The organism is Gemmobacter denitrificans (genome assembly GCF_036964905.1).
Classification (GTDB): Bacteria; Pseudomonadota; Alphaproteobacteria; order Rhodobacterales; family Rhodobacteraceae; genus Gemmobacter; species Gemmobacter denitrificans.
The window spans coordinates 37,718-54,956 of record NZ_JBALHR010000016.1; the positions used below are offsets into that span (position 1 = coordinate 37,718).

Annotated in this window: 15 protein-coding genes and 1 riboswitch; of the genes, 2 read left to right on the plus strand and 13 right to left on the minus strand. The window is 63.1% G+C overall.

Going from position 1 to position 17,239, the window contains the following annotated elements:
• Positions 1-2 precede the first annotated feature (2 nt).
• The 8 genes from metK to miaB all read right to left on the minus strand — a co-directional run bounded on the left by metK (position 3) and on the right by miaB (position 7,963).
• Positions 3-1,169: a methionine adenosyltransferase gene (gene metK / locus V6590_RS18070; protein ID WP_335425091.1), complete on the minus strand. Its 1,167-nt coding sequence runs from the start codon at positions 1,167-1,169 to the stop codon at positions 3-5.
• A gap of 7 nt (positions 1,170-1,176) precedes the next feature.
• Positions 1,177-1,224: riboswitch (SAM-SAH riboswitch) on the minus strand.
• A gap of 11 nt (positions 1,225-1,235) precedes the next feature.
• Positions 1,236-2,720 (minus strand): apolipoprotein N-acyltransferase, encoded by a 1,485-nt coding sequence (gene lnt, locus V6590_RS18075; protein ID WP_335425092.1) that lies wholly within the window; start codon positions 2,718-2,720, stop codon positions 1,236-1,238.
• Positions 2,721-2,723: 3 nt separating this feature from the next.
• A complete protein-coding gene (locus V6590_RS18080; RefSeq protein WP_335425093.1) occupies positions 2,724-3,644 on the minus strand; it encodes a transporter associated domain-containing protein in 921 nt (306 codons plus the stop codon).
• A gap of 8 nt (positions 3,645-3,652) precedes the next feature.
• On the minus strand, positions 3,653-4,180 hold the full coding sequence (gene ybeY / locus V6590_RS18085; protein WP_335425122.1) for an rRNA maturation RNase YbeY: 528 nt from the start codon (positions 4,178-4,180) through the stop codon (positions 3,653-3,655).
• 101 nt (positions 4,181-4,281) lie between these two features.
• Entirely contained in the window at positions 4,282-5,289 is a 1,008-nt protein-coding gene (locus V6590_RS18090; RefSeq protein ID WP_335425094.1) for a PhoH family protein, read from the minus strand.
• Between the two features lie 245 nt (positions 5,290-5,534).
• Positions 5,535-5,897 (minus strand): hypothetical protein, encoded by a 363-nt coding sequence (locus V6590_RS18095; protein ID WP_335425095.1) that lies wholly within the window; start codon positions 5,895-5,897, stop codon positions 5,535-5,537.
• 5 nt (positions 5,898-5,902) lie between these two features.
• Positions 5,903-6,469, minus strand: a complete 567-nt coding sequence (locus tag V6590_RS18100) for an OmpA family protein (RefSeq protein ID WP_335425096.1) — start codon at positions 6,467-6,469, stop codon at positions 5,903-5,905.
• A gap of 177 nt (positions 6,470-6,646) precedes the next feature.
• Positions 6,647-7,963, minus strand: coding sequence for a tRNA (N6-isopentenyl adenosine(37)-C2)-methylthiotransferase MiaB (miaB, locus tag V6590_RS18105; protein WP_335425123.1), 1,317 nt, complete (start codon positions 7,961-7,963; stop codon positions 6,647-6,649).
• A 181-nt stretch (positions 7,964-8,144) separates the two neighbouring features.
• On the opposite strand from miaB, the gene V6590_RS18110 reads away from it, so the two are divergent.
• Positions 8,145-9,017, plus strand: coding sequence for a hypothetical protein (locus V6590_RS18110; RefSeq protein WP_335425097.1), 873 nt, complete (start codon positions 8,145-8,147; stop codon positions 9,015-9,017).
• A gap of 42 nt (positions 9,018-9,059) precedes the next feature.
• On the opposite strand, the gene glyS is transcribed toward V6590_RS18110, so the two are convergent.
• Genes glyS through V6590_RS18130 form a run of 4 tightly spaced genes read right to left on the minus strand, consistent with a single transcriptional unit; the run spans position 9,060 to position 13,692 of the window.
• On the minus strand, positions 9,060-11,405 hold the full coding sequence (gene glyS, locus V6590_RS18115) for a glycine--tRNA ligase subunit beta (RefSeq protein ID WP_335425098.1): 2,346 nt from the start codon (positions 11,403-11,405) through the stop codon (positions 9,060-9,062).
• A 12-nt stretch (positions 11,406-11,417) separates the two neighbouring features.
• Complete coding sequence (locus V6590_RS18120; protein WP_335425099.1) at positions 11,418-12,212, minus strand: FkbM family methyltransferase; 795 nt, start codon at positions 12,210-12,212, stop codon at positions 11,418-11,420.
• A 2-nt stretch (positions 12,213-12,214) separates the two neighbouring features.
• Positions 12,215-12,763 (minus strand): DUF6446 family protein, encoded by a 549-nt coding sequence (locus V6590_RS18125; RefSeq protein WP_335425100.1) that lies wholly within the window; start codon positions 12,761-12,763, stop codon positions 12,215-12,217.
• Complete coding sequence (locus V6590_RS18130; protein ID WP_335425101.1) at positions 12,760-13,692, minus strand: glycine--tRNA ligase subunit alpha; 933 nt, start codon at positions 13,690-13,692, stop codon at positions 12,760-12,762. The genes V6590_RS18125 and V6590_RS18130 overlap by 4 nt, the downstream gene beginning before the upstream one ends.
• Positions 13,693-13,891: 199 nt before the next feature.
• Between V6590_RS18130 and V6590_RS18135 the strand changes: the two genes are divergently transcribed.
• Positions 13,892-15,697 carry a peptidoglycan-binding protein gene (locus V6590_RS18135; protein WP_335425102.1) on the plus strand — a complete coding sequence of 602 codons (1,806 nt, stop codon included), beginning with the start codon at positions 13,892-13,894 and terminating at the stop codon, positions 15,695-15,697.
• A 44-nt stretch (positions 15,698-15,741) separates the two neighbouring features.
• Here V6590_RS18135 and V6590_RS18140 read toward each other — a convergent pair whose 3' ends face one another.
• Positions 15,742-17,190: a TrkH family potassium uptake protein gene (locus tag V6590_RS18140; RefSeq protein WP_335425103.1), complete on the minus strand. Its 1,449-nt coding sequence runs from the start codon at positions 17,188-17,190 to the stop codon at positions 15,742-15,744.
• Positions 17,191-17,239: the final 49 nt, after the last annotated feature.

Consider the following 17,239-nt stretch of genomic DNA (forward strand, 5'->3'; position numbering starts at 1 on the left):
GATTAAACCGCCTTTTTCAGCGCATCGATCAGATCGGTCTTTTCCCAGCTGAAGCCACCATCTTCTTCCGGGGCACGACCGAAATGGCCATAGGCAGCCGTGCGGGCATAGATCGGGCGGTTCAACTGCAGATGTTCGCGGATGCCACGCGGCGTCAGGTCCATCACCTCGGCCACGGCGCGTTCGATCAGAGCTTCGTCCAACTGCCCCGTGCCATGCGTATCGACATAGATCGACAGCGGTTTCGCCACACCGATCGCATAGCTGACCTGCAGCGTACAGCGGTCCGCAAGCCCTGCGGCAACAACGTTCTTCGCCAGATAGCGCGCAGCATAGGCCGCCGACCGGTCCACCTTGGTCGGGTCCTTGCCCGAGAAAGCACCGCCGCCATGGGGGGCCGCGCCGCCATAGGTATCGACAATGATCTTGCGGCCCGTCAGGCCCGCATCGCCATCGGGTCCACCGATCACGAAAGTCCCGGTCGGGTTCACCCACCATTCGGTCTTCTCGGTGATCCAGCCCGAGGGCAGCACTTCACGGATATAGGGTTCGACAATGGCGCGAATATCGGCCGAGGTCTGGCTTTCGCTTTCATGCTGGGTGGACAGCACGATCGAGGTCACTTCGACCGGCTTGCCATCTTCATAGCGCAGCGACAACTGCGATTTGGCATCCGGGCGCAGAGTCGGTTCCTGACCGGATTTGCGCACTTCGGCCAGACGGCGCAAGATTGCATGGCTATACTGGATGGGTGCCGGCATCAGTTCCGGCGTTTCGCGGCAGGCATAGCCGAACATGATCCCCTGATCACCCGCGCCGTCGCGGTCCACGCCCTGCGCGATATGAGCCGATTGCTTGTGCAGGTGGTTTTTCACCTTCAGCGTGGCCCAGTGGAACTCATCCTGTTCATAACCGATATCCTTCACACAACCGCGCACGATCTGTTCGACGCCGTCCAGCATCTCGCGCAGCTTCTTCTTTTCGCTGAGCCCGACCTCACCGCCCACCACAACCCGATTTGTGGTTGCAAAGGTTTCACAGGCAACACGGGCATTCGGCTCTTCCCGCAGGAACGCATCAAGCACCGCGTCGGAAATCCGGTCACATACCTTGTCAGGATGGCCTTCGGACACGGATTCCGAGGTAAAAATGTAATTCTGTCTGCTCATGGGGAAGTGCTCCGTTGTTAAAATCCGCCACGCCAGGAAGCCGTTGTGACGGTTGATCTTCCCGCGTTACGCCCTTCCCCCGTAAGCGTCAAGCGGTCGATGTTTCGAAATTGTCAACAACGCAAGGGCGAGGATCATGAGCAACAGCAGCAGTGCAGTATCGCCATGGCGGGCGAAGAATGTGGGCGGCAAGGCACCCGGCAGGGCCGCATCCAGCCAGCCAGCCGTCCCGAAGGCGAGCCCCGCGATCACCCTGCCGCGGGCATCGACAACCTGGGTCACGCCGGTATTGGCCACACGCACCAAGGGCAGCCCCTGCTCCACTGCGCGCAGACGTGCCTGCGCCGCATGCTGGAACGGGCCGGTCAGGGTGCCAAACCACGCATCATTCGTGATCTGCAGGATCCAGTCAGCCCGCCCCGGCGCTGCGCGAAGATCATTGGGGAATACGGCCTCATAGCAGATCAGCGGCAGCACCTTCCCCAAATCGCCCAGATCCAACAGGCGCGGGCCGGGGCCGGCGGCATAGCCATGGCCTTGACGGGCTGCAAAGGCACTCAGGCCAAACCAGGCATGCAGCACATCCCCCATGGGCATGTATTCGCCAAAGGGCACCAGATGCGCCTTGTCATAAAGCCCCGTCAACGCACCACCTGCGCCAATCACGGCAAGGCTGTTATAGGCCGCGCCCCCTTCAACCCGCTGCGCGCCCAAGGCAACCGGCACGCCCTGCGCCGCGCGCGCAACTGCCGCAGCGGCATCGCGACCGGGGTCCAGCAGATAGGGCAGCGCGGTTTCCGGCCAGATCACCAGATCAGGCGCGGGCTGCGCGGCGGTGAAATCCAGTTGCAGGCGGAACAGCCTTTCGGCCTCGTCCGGGTCCCATTTCAGGCTTTGTTCGGCATTGGGCTGCACAAGGCGCAGGGTCACGCCCCGGGGTTCCGGCTCGGGGCCGGCCAGACGCAACAGCCCGGCAGACCAGACGACCGCCAGCATCAGGATAGCCGTTGCCACACCACGGCGGGCAAAGGCAACGGGCAGCAGTGCCAGAACCAGCGTCAGCAGCGTCAAGCCGTTCGGCCCGATCCAGGCCGCCGCCTGCATGACGGGCGTGTCAATCCAGATATGACCCGGCAGCGCCCAAGGGAAACCCGTCAGAACCATACCGCGCAGCGCTTCGGCCAGTGTCAGGCACAGACCGAACAGCAAGGCGCGGCAGATGCGCCCGCCCCGCCGCACTGCAGCCCAGCCCGCAAGGCCCCAGAACAGTGCAAGACCGCCCGCCATCAGCACCAGGGCGAAGGGTGCCATCCAGCCATGACGGACAGGATCCACGAAAAATGGCTGCACGATCCAGCTCAGCGCTGCACCGAAGTGCCCGACACCCGCCGCCCATGCCCAAAGAAACCCCGCACGCGCATTCGGCGCCCGGATCACCAGATAAGTGACTAGGGCATAGGCAGGCACCGCCAGCCACCACAGCCCGAGGGGTGCCTGCCCGGCAGCGGCCGCCAGCCCGGCCCCGAAGGCCAATCCCAGCGACCGTTTCACGGATCAGGCCTCTGCCGTATCGGCGCGGGTCACCGCTTCGGGCAGCCGCAGCCGCAGCCGCTTGATCCGGCGGGGATCGGCATCGATGATCTCGAACTCGACCCCGCTTTCATGCGGGACGATCTCGCCCCGCGCGGGCACCCGCCCGGTGCGCAGGAAGACCAGACCGCCCAGCGTGTCGATTTCCTCATCATCCGAATCGGTGCGCAGGCGCAGGCCGATTTCCGCCTCCACCTCATCCAGAGGTGCGGTGGATTGCATGATCCAGACCCCGGGCTTTTCGGCAGACCAGAGCGCGCCTTCAGCCTCGTCATGCTCGTCCTCGATTTCACCGATGACGGTTTCGATCAGATCCTCGATCGTCACCAGACCATCCACGCCGCCATATTCATCAATGACCAGCGCCATATGGACGCGCTCTTTCTGCATCTTCTGCAGAAGCACATGCAGCGGCATCGACGGCGGCACATACAGGATAGGACGGAGCAGTTTCTTCAGGCTGAACCGGCCACCCGCCCCAAATCCGTGCTGCAACGCCAGATCCTTCAGCAAGACGAGCCCCTGCGGATGGTCCAGCGTGCCTTTGTAAACCGGCAGACGCGAAAACCCTTGCTGGCGGAACACCTCGACCAGATCTTCCTTGCCGATATCCAGCGGCACGGCGGCTATTTCGACCTTGGGGATGGCCACATCATCGACCCGCAGCTTGCGCAGATTTGCAAGGCCCGGAAGCTGCTGGGGTGGAACGGAGGTCTGGATTTCGGCCCGGGTTTCGGGGGGGGCGTCCGCAGAGGGGGCAAAGGCCGAGAACAACCGGCCAAAGAACCCTTTCTGCTCCCCCTCGGAAGAGGCCCCCTCTTCCGTTGCACCTTCATTTGACGCCTGCGGCGTCGCGATCGTCGATCCGTCGAAACTACTGCCCATCGGTCCTTCTATCCGTGTTGCCCGTAGCCGCCCGCGTAAGGGTCGGCAATTCCGAGGCCGGCAAGGATCTGCCGCTCGGTGTTCTCCATCAGTTCGGCGTCTTCATCCTCGATGTGGTCATAGCCGAAAAGATGCAGAATTCCGTGTATCAGAAGATGTGTGACATGATCATCAAGGCTTTTGTCCTGTTCGGCGGCTTCCCGCACACAGGTTTCATAGGCGATGGCAATATCGCCCAGCGGTGCCGGATCGTCCGGCAGGCCCGGTTCGGGCAATGCGGGGGCTTCGCCGACATATTCGGCTCCGCGCTCCTCCGATGGCCAGCTCAGAACATTGGTGGGTTGCGGTTTGTCGCGAAAATCGCCGTTCAGCCCAGCAATACGGGCGTCGTCACAGCCCATGACCACGATCTGGAACAGCGCCGGGTCAAGCTGCAACTGCGCCAGAACAGCACGCGCCGCGCGGTTTACGGCAGCGGACAGGCCAAAGCCGTCCCATCGGTCATCCTCGATGACGATATCGACCAGATCTTCCATGCGCGCCTCATAGCGCCAGATTTGATCCGGCGCAAATATCACCTTCATGGTCGCGCAAATTTCCTGCGTGTGCAGCGGGGGCAGGCCCCCGCTGCGCGCAATCACGCCTCGTCGCGCTCATAAGCTTCGATGATGCGGGCAACCAAGGGGTGACGCACCACATCCTTGGCGGTAAAGTAGTTGAAGCTGACCCCCTTCACTCCTTTCAGGATACGCTCGGCATCCTGCAAGCCAGACGCCACACCGCGCGGCAGGTCGATCTGGGTCCGGTCGCCGGTGATCACCATGCGCGACCCTTCGCCCAAACGGGTCAGGAACATCTTCATCTGCATGGTCGTCGCATTCTGCGCCTCGTCCAGCACCACAAAGGCGTTGGAGAGCGTGCGCCCGCGCATGAAGGCCAGCGGCGCGATCTCGATCCGCTTTTCTTCCAGCAGCTTCTGCACCTGCTTGGCCGGCAGGAAATCGTTCAGCGCGTCATAGAGCGGCTGCATATAGGGATCGACCTTTTCCTTCATGTCGCCCGGCAGGAAGCCAAGGCGTTCGCCTGCCTCCACCGCCGGACGGCTCAGGATGATCTTTTCCACCATGCCCGAAATGAACATGGTGACCCCCACCGCAACCGCCAGATAAGTCTTGCCGGTGCCGGCGGGGCCAATGCCAAAGCCAAGTTCATTGGCGAACAGATTGGCGACATAGGCCTTTTGCGCCTCGGTCCGCGGCTCGATCGGTTTCTTGCGGGTGCGCAGTTCCACCTGCCCTGCGCTGAACATCTCGATCTGTTCACCATCACGCGGCAGGTCCGGCATCGGCACCCCCATGCGGATGGCGCCCTGAATATCACCGGCAGCGATGCCGCGTCCCGCTTCGAGCCGGGCGTAAAGCGCGCGCAGCACAGCCGCTGCCTGTTCCCGCGCCCCCCTGTCCCCGACCACCGCAAGGCGGTTGCCGCGGCGCAGGATGTGAACCCCCATCTGGTGTTCGATCTGCGCCAGGTTCCGATCATATTCGCCGCACAGATCGATCAGCAGGCGATTGTCGGGAAATTCCAGAAGCGTTTCGACAACATCTTCCGGGCGGGTCGGGGGGGTCAGCGCGCTGATGCCCAAGGGCTTTTCCTTTGCGTTTGAAAGGCTATCCGTCCCTTGACTGTGCGCCTGCAAGGTTAAGGAAACAAGACAAAGCTGTGCGATAGGCCGCGGATGCGCAGAAAAATCGCATCTATTGCGCATTTGCGCCACAGGCCCGCTAGGTTTTGTGGCACCTGAAAAAGGCTGTGCTGAGTCGCCTCAGTAAATGCAAAGAGCCGCAGCTTTCGCTGCGGCCCTGTTTCATGCGGCTTCATCGCTGCCGGTTATTGACGGACCCGACGCCCGGCATAGGGAACGTGATCCTTGATGCCAGCCTGCTGGGTCTGGTAGTTCCGAATCACGGTGCCCGGCGGATAGTGGTTGTTGCACACCGGCAGACCGGAAACCGGATCATAGCGGCGGCCCGAATAGCCTTCGACGCCATCATCAATGATCCAACCCTGGCAGCCATCAGGATCATAGGCGATCCCGCCGCCACCCGGGGCAAGGGCCACGTTATCGCGACCACGGTCAGTGGCCGCAGCAATCACGGTATCCGGGCTTTGCACATAGGGGGTAACCCCTTCGACACAACCGGCCAGAACGGTGACAGACAGAAGGGCAAGGCCCGGAACGAGTTTCATCATGTTGATCACCACCGGTAGCAGACGACTTCGACGCGACGGTTCTTCTGCATCCCCGCCGCCGTGCTGTTCGACGCGATCGGCTGGCGTTCACCATAGCCGATTTCACGTTCCACCATTGCACCTACCGAACGGGCGACATCGGCAACCGATTTGGCCCGACGCTGCGACAGGCGCATATTGTATTCATCCGAGGCGCGGCTGTCGGTATGGCCATAGACCGCATAGCCAAAGGCACCGGCCTGCTGGAAGAACTGGGTCAGATAGGACCGGCCATGTGCGGTCAGCTGATGGCTGTCAGTGGCAAACAGCGTATCGGTGTTTTCCACAAGGCAGGTATTGCGCTTCAGGCAGACCGGCTTGCCGGTCTTGGGGTTCACGCGATCCAGCATATAGCCTTCGATACCGCCGTCGGCCCACCAATGCATGCAGCCGTCATCATCCACCCACAGACCCCAATCAATCTTGCCGGCAATCTCGGGGGCTTGCTGGGCGGTGGCAGCGCCCGCAAAACCGGCTGCGGCAATGGCCAGCCCCCCCATCATCATCCGCACTGCTTTGGAAAAACGCTCCACGTCGCAGCTCCCTTCATCCCCAAGTGACTAGATATTATTGGATCGAGAATTGACGTTACTCAATTGCGATGTAAAGCAAAATCTATGCCCTGCCGGGGCATGCGCACACCAATTGTTGCGTCAGACCCCTAAAATGGGAACGAATCGGGATATTGACCCCGGGCAGGAAACAACCTCTCAGGCGTCGATTCTTTCCGCCGCCAACGAGTTGGCCGAGCTTGCCGTCACCCGCACCCGGACCAGTTCCCCAACCCTGCCGGACGGATCGGCCACATGCACCGCATGAAGGTGATCGGATTTTCCGACCATCTGCCCGGGCTGCCGCCCCGGCTTTTCATACAAAACCCCGACCTCGCGCCCGACCATCGCCACCTGTGCCGCACGCTGCTGTTCGGTGATCAGCGCCTGCAGCGCCTGCAGACGCGCATCGGCCAGTTCGGCAGGCAGTTCGGGCTTTTCGGCGGCGGGCGTTCCGGGCCGGGCCGAGTATTTGAAACTGAAGGCCGCACCAAAGCCCACGGCGCGGATCAGGTCCATCGTGTCTTCGAAATCCCGGTCGGTCTCGCCCGGGAAGGCCACGATGAAATCGCTGCTCAGTAGAATGTCGGGCCGGGCCGCACGGATGCGCTCGATCAGGCGCAGATATTGCTCGGCGGTGTGTTTGCGGTTCATCGCCTTCAGGATGCGGTCGCTGCCCGATTGCACCGGCAGATGCAGATAGGGCATCAGCTGCGGCACTTCGGCATGGGCGGCGATCAGGTCGTCATCCATGTCATTGGGATGGCTGGTGGTATAGCGCAGCCGGTCCAGCCCGTCGATCTGCGCCATTTCACGCAGCAACCGGCCAAGCCCCCATGTGCCCCCCGCGCCCGCGCCGTGGTAACCATTCACATTCTGTCCCAGCAGCGTGATCTCGCGCACGCCCCGGCTGACCAGATCGCGCGCCTCGGCCATAAGCCGCTCGGCGGGGCGGCTGACTTCGGCGCCCCGGGTATAGGGCACGACGCAAAAGGCGCAGAACTTGTCGCAGCCTTCCTGCACGGTCAGAAAGGCCGTCGGCCCGCGCAGGGCCTTGCGCTCCGGCAGATGGTCGAACTTGTCTTCCTCAGGGAAATCGGTGTCGATCACCTTGCCCTTGGCCTCCACCATCTCGGGCAGGCGGTGATAGCTTTGCGGCCCCACCACCAGATCGACCATCGGCATGCGCCGCAAGATCTCGGCCCCTTCGGCCTGTGCCACGCAGCCCGCAACCCCGATCTTCAGATCGGGCTTCGCGACCTTCAGCGGGCGCAAGCGGCCCAGATCGGAATAGACCTTCTCGGCAGCCTTTTCGCGGATATGGCAGGTGTTCAGCAGCACCATATCGGCCTCTTCGGCCAGTTCGGTGGTGACATAGCCCTTGGCACCCAGGGCCTCGGCCATGCGTTCGCTGTCATAGACGTTCATCTGGCACCCATAGGTCTTGATGAACAGCTTTTTCGGCGCGTCGGTCATGGCGGCCCCTTCGGTCACGGCTGCAAGGATCAGCGCGCCTTCTAGCCGGTTTGGCGGCGGCACGCAACAAAGCGGCCAATGGCTTGCAATGGGCGGAAGATTAACCGAATCTGCGCAGCATCGGACGGAAGGCCGCTGCAAGCAGCAGTCGGATCACGCCGCCGGATCACAGGGCAGACACATGCGTTACCAGAGTATCAGCGATTTCCGGGACAAGGCCGCCAAGGTGCTGGCGAAAGGCCCGCTGGCCATGATCTTTGCCGAAGACGGGATCGAACTGGACACCACGATCCGCCACCATTTCAAGATGGGCTTCAAGGCGGTCTTCCTGTTTGCCGATGACGAAATCGCGCTGAACCCGGAGATCGAGGAAAAGCTGCATCGCATCCGCTATAACGTGCATGCCGATGATGCCGTGCCCATGGCCGTCGATGCGATCACGGCGGCCGTGCCACCGGGAACCTGGCTTTATTACTGCTTCAACGCCGAATATCTGTTCTTTCCCTTCTGCGAAACCCGCAGCGTGATCGACCTGCTGACCTTCCACACCGAAGAGCGGCGCGATGCGATGCTGACCTATGTGATCGACCTTTACGCCGCCGATCTGAACGCCCATCCCAATGCCGTCAGCCTGGAAAACGCGCATCTGGATCGCACCGGCTATTACGCCCTTGGCCGCAAAGACCCGAATCGGAACTGGGAGGTCAAGGACCGGCAACTCGATTTCTTCGGCGGGCTGCGCTGGCGGTTCGAGGAGCATGTGACATGGTCCAAGCGCAAGATCGACCGTATCGCGATATTCAAGGCGAAGCCGGGGCTGAAATTGCGGCCCGATTTCACCTTCAATGACGAGGAATACAATACCTATGCCTGCCCGTGGCACCACAACCTGACGGCGGCCATCTGTTCGTTCCGCACCGCCAAGGCGCTGAAAACCAATCCCGGGTCACGCTATGACATCCAGAATTTCCACTGGCGCAATTCGGTGCCCTTCGATTGGCACAGCCAGCAATTGCTGGATCTGGGGCTGATGGAACCCGGTCAGTGGTTCTGACCGGGCCGTTACAGGGCGGGGGCTGCCCCCTGCCCCGCGGGATCAGCCTTCCACCTTGGTCAGATCGGCCACCTGCGCCACCAGCGCGCGGATACGGTGCAAAAGGTTCAGGCGGTTGCGGCGGACAATCTGATTGTCGGTGTTGATCTGCACGGCGGTGAAGAAGGCATCAATCGGCGCGCGCAGTTGCGCCATGGCGGCCATGGCGGCGGCGAAATCTTCCTGCGCCATCGCCGGTTTGATCGCCGCCTCGCCCGCATCCAACGCGGCAAACAGCGCGCGTTCTTCCTCGGTTTCTGCGAATTTCACATCCGCCCCGAAGGAATACTCCACACCATCCTTGGCCTCGGCCTGGCTCAGGATGTTGTTGGCGCGTTTGAAGCCTTGCAGCAGGTTGGTGCCATCCTCGGAGCCGAGGAAGGCTTGCAGCGCCTCGGCGCGTTTCACCAGCAAGGTGAGATCGTCATTGCCCGGCATGGCGAGGCAGGCGTCAATCACGTCATGGCGGATGCCCTGGTCTTTCAGGAAGACCTTGAGGCGGTCGTGGAAGAAGGAGAGGAGGTCGGCACCTTTAGGATTGTGCGTTTCAACTCGTTGCGCACTATCATATTCACTAAACGGCACAGCATCCTTCAGTTCTAGGTAACCACCAAACGCTTCGCTCAGCCCCTCAACCAGTCGAAAGTCTCCAGTGGCAGCTTTAATTGCAGAAAAGCTCTCCAAGCTCAGTAGATCATTTGCGTATTTGAAGTCCGACCTCAATGCATGCTCAACATTGACATACTCTTGCCCATTACGCTCATAAACGCCTGAAACTGCAGCGCATATGGACCGCGTGCCAAGCACATAATTGTGTTTGAATTCAGTCAAAGCCTTAAACGCACTCAAGTCGCGCACATGGAAACGCACCCCATTCCCCAGCACCAGCCGGATCACGCCCAAAGCCGCGCGGCGCAGGGCGAAGGGGTCTTTGCTGCCGGTGGGTTTCTCGTCAATCGCCCAGAAGCCGGTCAGCGTGTCGATCTTGTCGGCCAGCGCCACGGCAACGCTCACCGGCTCGCTCGGCACGGCGTCCGAGGGGCCAAGGGGCGAGTAATGGTCGCGCGCGGCATTGGCGATGGCATCTGGCTCGCCCGCCTCCAGCGCATAGTAACGGCCCATGGTGCCTTGCAGCTCGGGGAACTCGCCCACCATGGCAGAGCGCAGGTCGAGCTTCGCGAGCTTCGCCGCGCGTTCGGCCTGATCCGCATCCGCGCCCACCAACGGCGCGATCTCCCGCGCCAGCGCGGCAATGCGGGCGATCCGGTCGGCCTGGCTTCCGAGCTTGTTGTGGAAGGTCACGGCCTTCAGGCCCTCTTCCCACTCGCCCATGCCCGCCTTGGCCACGCGCAGGTCATTCTCCCAGAAGAAGCGCGCATCCGACAGCCGCGCCGACAGCACCTTCAGGTTCCCCTTCAGGATCGTGGCACCGTTATCCGCCGTCTCGCGGTTGGCGACGGTCACGAACCCTTCGATCCGGCCCGTCCGCGGGTTCTTGACCGAAAAGAACTTCTGATGTTCGCGCATCGAAGTTTGCAGCACCTCTGGCGGCAGATGCAGGAAATCCGCGCCAATCGCGCCCATCAGCACCACCGGCCATTCCACCAGCCCGGCCACTTCGGTCAGCAGACCGGCATCCGGCACCAGTTCCAGCCCGCGCGCAAAGGCCATCTGCTGCGCGTCATTCCAGATCGCGGCCTCGCGTTCGGCACTGTCCAGCACCACATGGGCGCGGCGCAGTTTCACAGCGTAATCGTCAAAGCTGGAGACCGCAAAGCGGGCCGGCGCCATGAAGCGATGCCCGCCCGTGGTATTGCCCGCCGCGATGCCATCGACCACCAGCGGCACAACCTCGGCCCCGCCTTCATCCGACAGCAGGCACAAGATGGAATGCAGCGGCCGCACCCAGCGCAGCGACCCAGCACCCCAGCGCATGGATTTGGGCCAGGGGAAATTGCGGATCACCCGTTCCAGCACCTCGGCCACGATCTCGGCAGCTTTGCGACCGGGCTTTTCGATCACCGCGAAATAGACTTCGGCCTTCTTGTCGGCCCGCTTTTCCAACTGATCCAACGTCAGGCCGGTGGAGCGCAGAAACCCTTCCAGCGCCGCAGCCGGGGCATCGCTGCGCGGGCCCTTGCGTTCCTCGCGCACGGGGCGGCTTTCCGCCGTCAGCCCCTGCACCACCAATGTCAGCCGCCGTGGCGTCGAAAAGGCCCCGGCGCTTTCATAGGTCAGCCCGGCCTCCACCAGCCCGTCGGTGACCAGCTTCTTCAGCGCCTCGCGCGCAGATGCCTGCATCCGCGCCGGGATTTCTTCAGAGAAGAGTTCAATCAAGAGTTCGGGCATTGGGTTTCTCCGTCAGGCGCAAGAGGCGTTGATCGCCATGGTAATCTTGCGTTTGCCGTCACCGGGGTTGGTAATCCGGAACCCCGCGGCAGTCAGAATCTCAATGCAGGCGGCATCCGTGCGTGCGCCATTGCGTTCGGGGCCAGTGTCGATGGCCACCATCCGGGTGCGGGCCAACAGGGCGCTAGCGCCTTGCAGCACCTCCGGTTCGGCGCCCTCGGCATCCATCTTGAACAGGCCCACGCGGCCAATGCCATGGCGCGCGGCCATGACGTCCAGCGTGGTGGCCTGCGCTTCAAAGGCCACCGATCCCGTGCCGGGCGGCAGGAAGATCGAGCTGTCGGCCTTGCCCGGCGCGCTGTAGAAGGTCACGATTTCCTCCGCCTTCCACAAGATCGCGCAATCCACCGCCACGCGCGGATCTGCGCCGCGATTGGCGCGCAGGCAGGCGGCCACCTTGGGGTCACCGTCCAACGCCAGCACGCGCGGCGCGCCCGCCCGCAGCGCGGCAGCGGTGAAATCGCCCACATTGGCGCCCATGTCGATCACCGCCTCATCAGGGGCGAAGGGCGCGGCCTGATCCAGACCAAATTCCCGCGCCAGCCGATCCAGCCGCGCCACCCATCCCCGGCGATAAGACCGCCACAAAAGCGCTGAAGGCACCAGAACCGTGTCCCCTTCCAGATCGAGGCGATAGCCCTCGCCCTCGGGCGTGATGCGCAAGGGGCGCAGACCATCCAAGCCCAACCGTGCCACAAGGTTATGCGCGGCCAGATGCAGCTGTTGTTTCGGGGACAGATTGAGCACGATCAATTCTCCGGCGCCGCAGCGGGCGCTTGTTCAGGCGAAGACGAAGCCGGGCCTTCAAGGCTCGCATTCGGGTCCACCTTCAGTGTGTCATTCAACTGGTGCCACGCATAGGCGCGCCCATCGGGGAACACCGCCACCACACGATCCACCCCGCGCGTGATATCGGCCACGGAAAGGAAGGCAATCGCCTCGCCCCGTTCCAGGGCAAGACCGATCTTTTCTGCATCGAAACAGTCAAACCAGCCCGGCGCGACCAACGGCACCGCATCTTCATAGACGCGGTAGGTTTCGGTCAGCATGGCCTGGCTCAGCGGCGTCTGAAAACAGGCGCGGAACCGCAGGGGCGAAGATTGCGCATCAATCCCCTGCACATTTTCGGCCAGGATGACCTCGGGCGTATCACCGATGATCGGGGTCAGGCGGATTTCGCCCCCCGGTTCGAACCGGGCGGGTTCATAAAAGGCATGAACCTGCAGCCAGTAGATCGCCGCACCTGCAATGGCCGAAATCAGCACGATGCCCCCGCCCACGATCTTGCCATTGTTCATGCCACATCCACCGAAGCGCCGGCCTCTGTCTGCACAAAGGCATCGGCGCATTTCTTCGCCAGCGCCCGCACCCGGCCGATATAGGCCTGCCGTTCGGTGACCGAAATCACCCCGCGCGCATCCAGCAGGTTGAACAGATGGCTGGCCTTGATCGTCTGGTCATAGGCGGGGTGCGCCATGATGATGCGCTTGCCGGTTTTCGGATCATCGGCAGGGAAATCCAGCAGGCGCTGGCATTCGGCCTCGGCATCCTTGAAATGCTGGAACAGCATCTCGGTCATGGCACCATCAAAGTTGTGGCGGCTGTATTCTTCCTCGGTCTGGCGGAAGATATCGCCATAGGTCAGCGGGATCGGCGATCGCGGATCGTTGAAGGGCATGTCCATCACATGATCCACGCCCAGGACATACATCGCCAGACGCTCCAGCCCATAGGTCAGCTCGCCCGAGACCGGCTTGCAATCATGGCCGCCGACTTGCTGGAAATAGGTGAACTGGCTGACTTCCATCCCGTCGCACCAGACCTCCCAGCCCAGGCCCCAGGCGCCCAGGGTCGGGCTTTCCCAGTCATCCTCGACAAAGCGGATGTCATGCAGCGCGGGGTCAAGCCCGATGGCGGCCAGCGACCCCAGATACAGATCCTGCAGATCGGGGGGCGAGGGTTTGATGATGACCTGATACTGATAGTAGTGCTGCAGCCGGTTCGGGTTCTCGCCATAGCGCCCGTCGGTCGGGCGGCGCGAGGGCTGCACATAGGCGGCCGCCCAGGGCTTGTTGCCAAGGCTGCGCAGCGTGGTGGCAGGGTGAAAGGTGCCTGCGCCCACTTCCATGTCATAGGGCTGCAGCACGGCGCAGCCCCGCGATCCCCAATAGGTCATCAGGCGCAGGATGATTTCCTGAAAGCTGCGGGGGGCGGTGATGGCGGTCATGGGGCAAACCTCTGGGTCGAAGCCCGTCTTGCGGGGGCACCGCTTCCCTAGCCGCCCCTCAAGGGTCCGTCAATGCACGCGTGGCGGCAAGTGGGGCTGGCACGCCTGCTCGCGCAACTGTCAATGTCGCAGGCGTTCACGATGTTTGCATCGCGCAGGCCAAGCGTGTAACGCAAAGGCAATGCCTTGTGACAGGATCGTGACCTTGAGAAGACACGCCATTTGCCTGCTGGCCCTGCTGGGCAGCACCGCACTTTCCCCGGTTTCCCCCTTTGCCCCCCGTCCAGCCCTGGCGCAGGATCAAGCAGAGCTTTGGCTGCAGATCGAAGCCGTTCCCGATCTGGCCGAGGCCGAAGAGCGCGCCCGCGCCTATGGCGCGCTGTTTCCCGATGTGGCCGGGTTCGAACTGGGTAATGGCTGGCATGCCATCGTGCTTGGCCCGCATCTGGACCGTGAAGCGGCGCAGGCACGGCTGCGGCAGTTGAAATCCGAAGGCATGATCCCGCGCGATGCCTATGTGGCCGAAAGCCGGTCGCTTGGCACGCCCTTCTGGCCTGCAGGTCTGGCCGCCGCGCCTGTGGCAGTGGCGACAGCCGAACCGGAGCCCTCGCCCGAACCGATCCATGCCCCCGACATAGCCACACCGATTGCCGAACCCGCAGCGCCCCCCCCCATCGTGGAGGAGACACCCGCCGAGGCCCGCGCCGCCGAAGCCGCCCTCTCGCGCGAAGACCGCCAGCGGCTGCAAACCGCGCTGCAATGGTTCGGGTTTTATGCCGCCAAGATCGACGGGGCCATCGGCCCCGGCACGCGCAAAAGCATGGCCGCCTGGCAAGAGGTCAACGGGCTGGAACCGACAGGCATCCTGACCACGATGCAGCGCGAAACCCTGATGGCCGCCTATGATCAGGCGCAGGCGGCCCTTGGCCTGCAAACCGTGACCGAACCCGAAGCCGGGATCGAGATCACCCTGCCCACCGCGTTGGTGGAGTTCGACCATTACGAGCCGCCCTTCGTGCATTACCGCGCCAAGGGCAATTCGGGGGTGCGGGTCATCCTGATTTCCCAGCCCGGTGACCAATCCACCTTGTACGGGCTTTACGACGTCCTGCAGACACTGGAAGTCGTGCCCCTGTCGGGGGAGCGCCAGCGGTCGGAGCGCAGCTTCACCATCGACGGGCGCAACGGCACTGTGGCCAGCCATACCTATGCCGAATTATCCAAGGGTCTGGTGAAGGGCTACATGCTGGTCTGGAACCCGGCCGATGACGCCTTGCTGGCCCCGGTTCTGGCTGCAATGCGGTCCAGCTTCCGGTCGGTTGGCGACAAGGCGCTGGACCCGGGACTGGTGCCGCTGGATGACGATACCCGGCGTGGCCTGATGTCGGGGCTGGAGGTGCGGCGGCCGGAATTGTCGCGCAGCGGCTTCTATGTCGATGCAGGGGGCGCAGTGCTGACGACGGTCGAGGCGGTCGAAGGCTGCAATCGCATCACGCTGGACCTGCAGACCGAGGCTGGCGTGGTCTTTGCCGATGCGGCCAGTGGGCTGGCTTTGCTGAAACCCAAGGTCACGCTGGCCCCGCCCGCAGTGGCGGAATTCCTGTCGGGCCCTGGGCGGGCGGGAGCCGAAATCGCGGCGTCGGGCTACAGCTATGAAGACCGTCTGCCCGCCCCTACCCTGACTTTCGGCACACTCGAAGAAACGAAAGGCCTTGATGGCGAGGCCGGCATTGCACGGCTGGCCATGACGGTCTTGCCGGGCGATGCGGGCGGGCCGGTGCTGGATGCCGCGGGCACGGTGATCGGCATGGTCATGCCGCGCGACCCGGGTGCCGCCCGCCAATTGCCGGCCGAGGTAACCTATGCCGCACAGGCCGCCGCCATCGCGCCACGGCTGGCCGAGGCCGGGATCACCCCGCGCGCTTCGGCCCGCAGCGGCGCGCTTGCCCCCGAAGACCTGAACCGTCTGGCCGAAGGCATGACGGTTCTGGTCTCCTGCTGGTAAACCCAACCTGCCCTTCGCGCAGATGCGCGGGGGGCAGAACCGGGTCAGTTACGCCAGAACCGGGGCAGAAAGATCACGAAAAACGCCAGAAGCGACAGCCGCCCCATCAGCATGGCAAGGGTCATCAGCCATTTTGCTGTATCGGGAAAATCGACAAAAGTGCCGGTACGCGCGACCATTGGCCCGATGGAATAGCCGATATTGCCCAGTGTCGCCCAGGCCCCGAACAGGGCCGAGGTCTGATCCACACCGGTCAGCGTCAGCGCAACGCTGAAGATACCCAACAGCAGGACATAGAAGGTCACAAACATCGCGACGCTGTTCAGCGTCTCGCTATCGACGGCTCGCCCGGCATAGCGCACCGGGGCAACCCGGCTGGGGCTGGCAATCTTGCCGATCTGGCTGCGCAGCGCAGCCAGCGATACCTGCACCCGAAACACGCTGAGCCCTGCGCTGGACGATCCCGAACAGCCGCCGATCACCCCCATGACAAAGGTCACCAGCAGGGCAAAGCCGCCCCAGCCGGAAAAACTGCCCGACCCGAAACCCGTGCCGGTCATCACCGACACCATGTTGAACAGGGTTTCCCGGAACGATGCCTCCAGCGGATCCCCTGCGGTTTGCAGCCGCCAAAGGGTCACCACCAGCACCGCACCCATCACCCAGATCACGAAAGACCGGACCTGCGGATCGCCCCACAGCGCGCGACGCTGGCCATTCACCATCTGGACGTAAAGAATATAGGGGGTCGCGGCCAACAGCATGAACAGCGCCCCGGCATATTCGCCCGCCCCGCGATAGGCTCCAAAACTGGCATCCTGCGGCGAAAACCCGCCCGTCGCGATTGACGCCAGCGCATGTACCACCGCATCCAGCGGCTGCATCCCGATCAGCAGATAGGTGGTCAGGCAAGCCACGGTCAGCCCCGCATAGACCCCCAGCAGCGACAGCGCGATGTCCTGTGCGCGGGGCAGCACCTTACCCAGCGTGTCGAACCCTTCGGTGCGGAAGAACTGCATCCCCCCCACCCGCATGACCGGCAGGAAGATCATGGCGACAAAGGCAATCCCCAACCCACCCAGCCAGTTCAGCATGCCGCGCCACAGATGCATTCCAGCGGGGCGTTCCACCAATTCGGTGACCACCGTCGCCCCGGTGGTGGTCAGACCGGACACCGCTTCGAAATAGGCATCGGTCACCGATAATCCGGGGGCCCCCAGCATGAAGGGCAGCGCGCCAAAACCCGGCAGCACGATCCAGATGGCCAGGGTCAGCAGAAAGGCCGTGCGCGCATCCAGGCCGCGTGTTCCCCTCGCCCCGGTGGACAGGGCGACCAGAACCCCAAGCCCCGCCGTGATCAGCGACGATTGCACAAAGGCCCCGGCATTGCCGGTGGCCAGCGCCCAATCCAGCATTGCGGGCAGCAGCATCAGCAGGCCCAATACGACCAGCAGACGGCCGAGGATATTGGCAACAGGGGTTAGGTCGATCATGGGGCAGAGCCTTGGCGGCCCCGGCACCGCCTGTCAAGCGCGCCGCGAT

Excerpts from the sequence above, each read along its gene's own strand:
- V6590_RS18110 (WP_335425097.1), top strand. The coding sequence starts at position 8,145 with ATGCGTTACCAGAGTATCAGCGATTTCCGGGACAAGGCCGCCAAGGTG.
- glyS (WP_335425098.1), bottom strand. The coding sequence starts at position 11,405 with ATGCCCGAACTCTTGATTGAACTCTTCTCTGAAGAAATCCCGGCGCGG.
- metK (WP_335425091.1), bottom strand. The coding sequence starts at position 1,169 with ATGAGCAGACAGAATTACATTTTTACCTCGGAATCCGTGTCCGAAGGC.
- V6590_RS18095 (WP_335425095.1), bottom strand. The coding sequence starts at position 5,897 with ATGATGAAACTCGTTCCGGGCCTTGCCCTTCTGTCTGTCACCGTTCTG.
- ybeY (WP_335425122.1), bottom strand. The coding sequence starts at position 4,180 with ATGGAAGATCTGGTCGATATCGTCATCGAGGATGACCGATGGGACGGC.
- V6590_RS18125 (WP_335425100.1), bottom strand. The coding sequence starts at position 12,763 with ATGAACAATGGCAAGATCGTGGGCGGGGGCATCGTGCTGATTTCGGCC.
- V6590_RS18130 (WP_335425101.1), bottom strand. The coding sequence starts at position 13,692 with ATGACCGCCATCACCGCCCCCCGCAGCTTTCAGGAAATCATCCTGCGC.
- V6590_RS18140 (WP_335425103.1), bottom strand. The coding sequence starts at position 17,190 with ATGATCGACCTAACCCCTGTTGCCAATATCCTCGGCCGTCTGCTGGTC.
- miaB (WP_335425123.1), bottom strand. The coding sequence starts at position 7,963 with ATGACCGACGCGCCGAAAAAGCTGTTCATCAAGACCTATGGGTGCCAG.
- V6590_RS18080 (WP_335425093.1), bottom strand. The coding sequence starts at position 3,644 with ATGGGCAGTAGTTTCGACGGATCGACGATCGCGACGCCGCAGGCGTCA.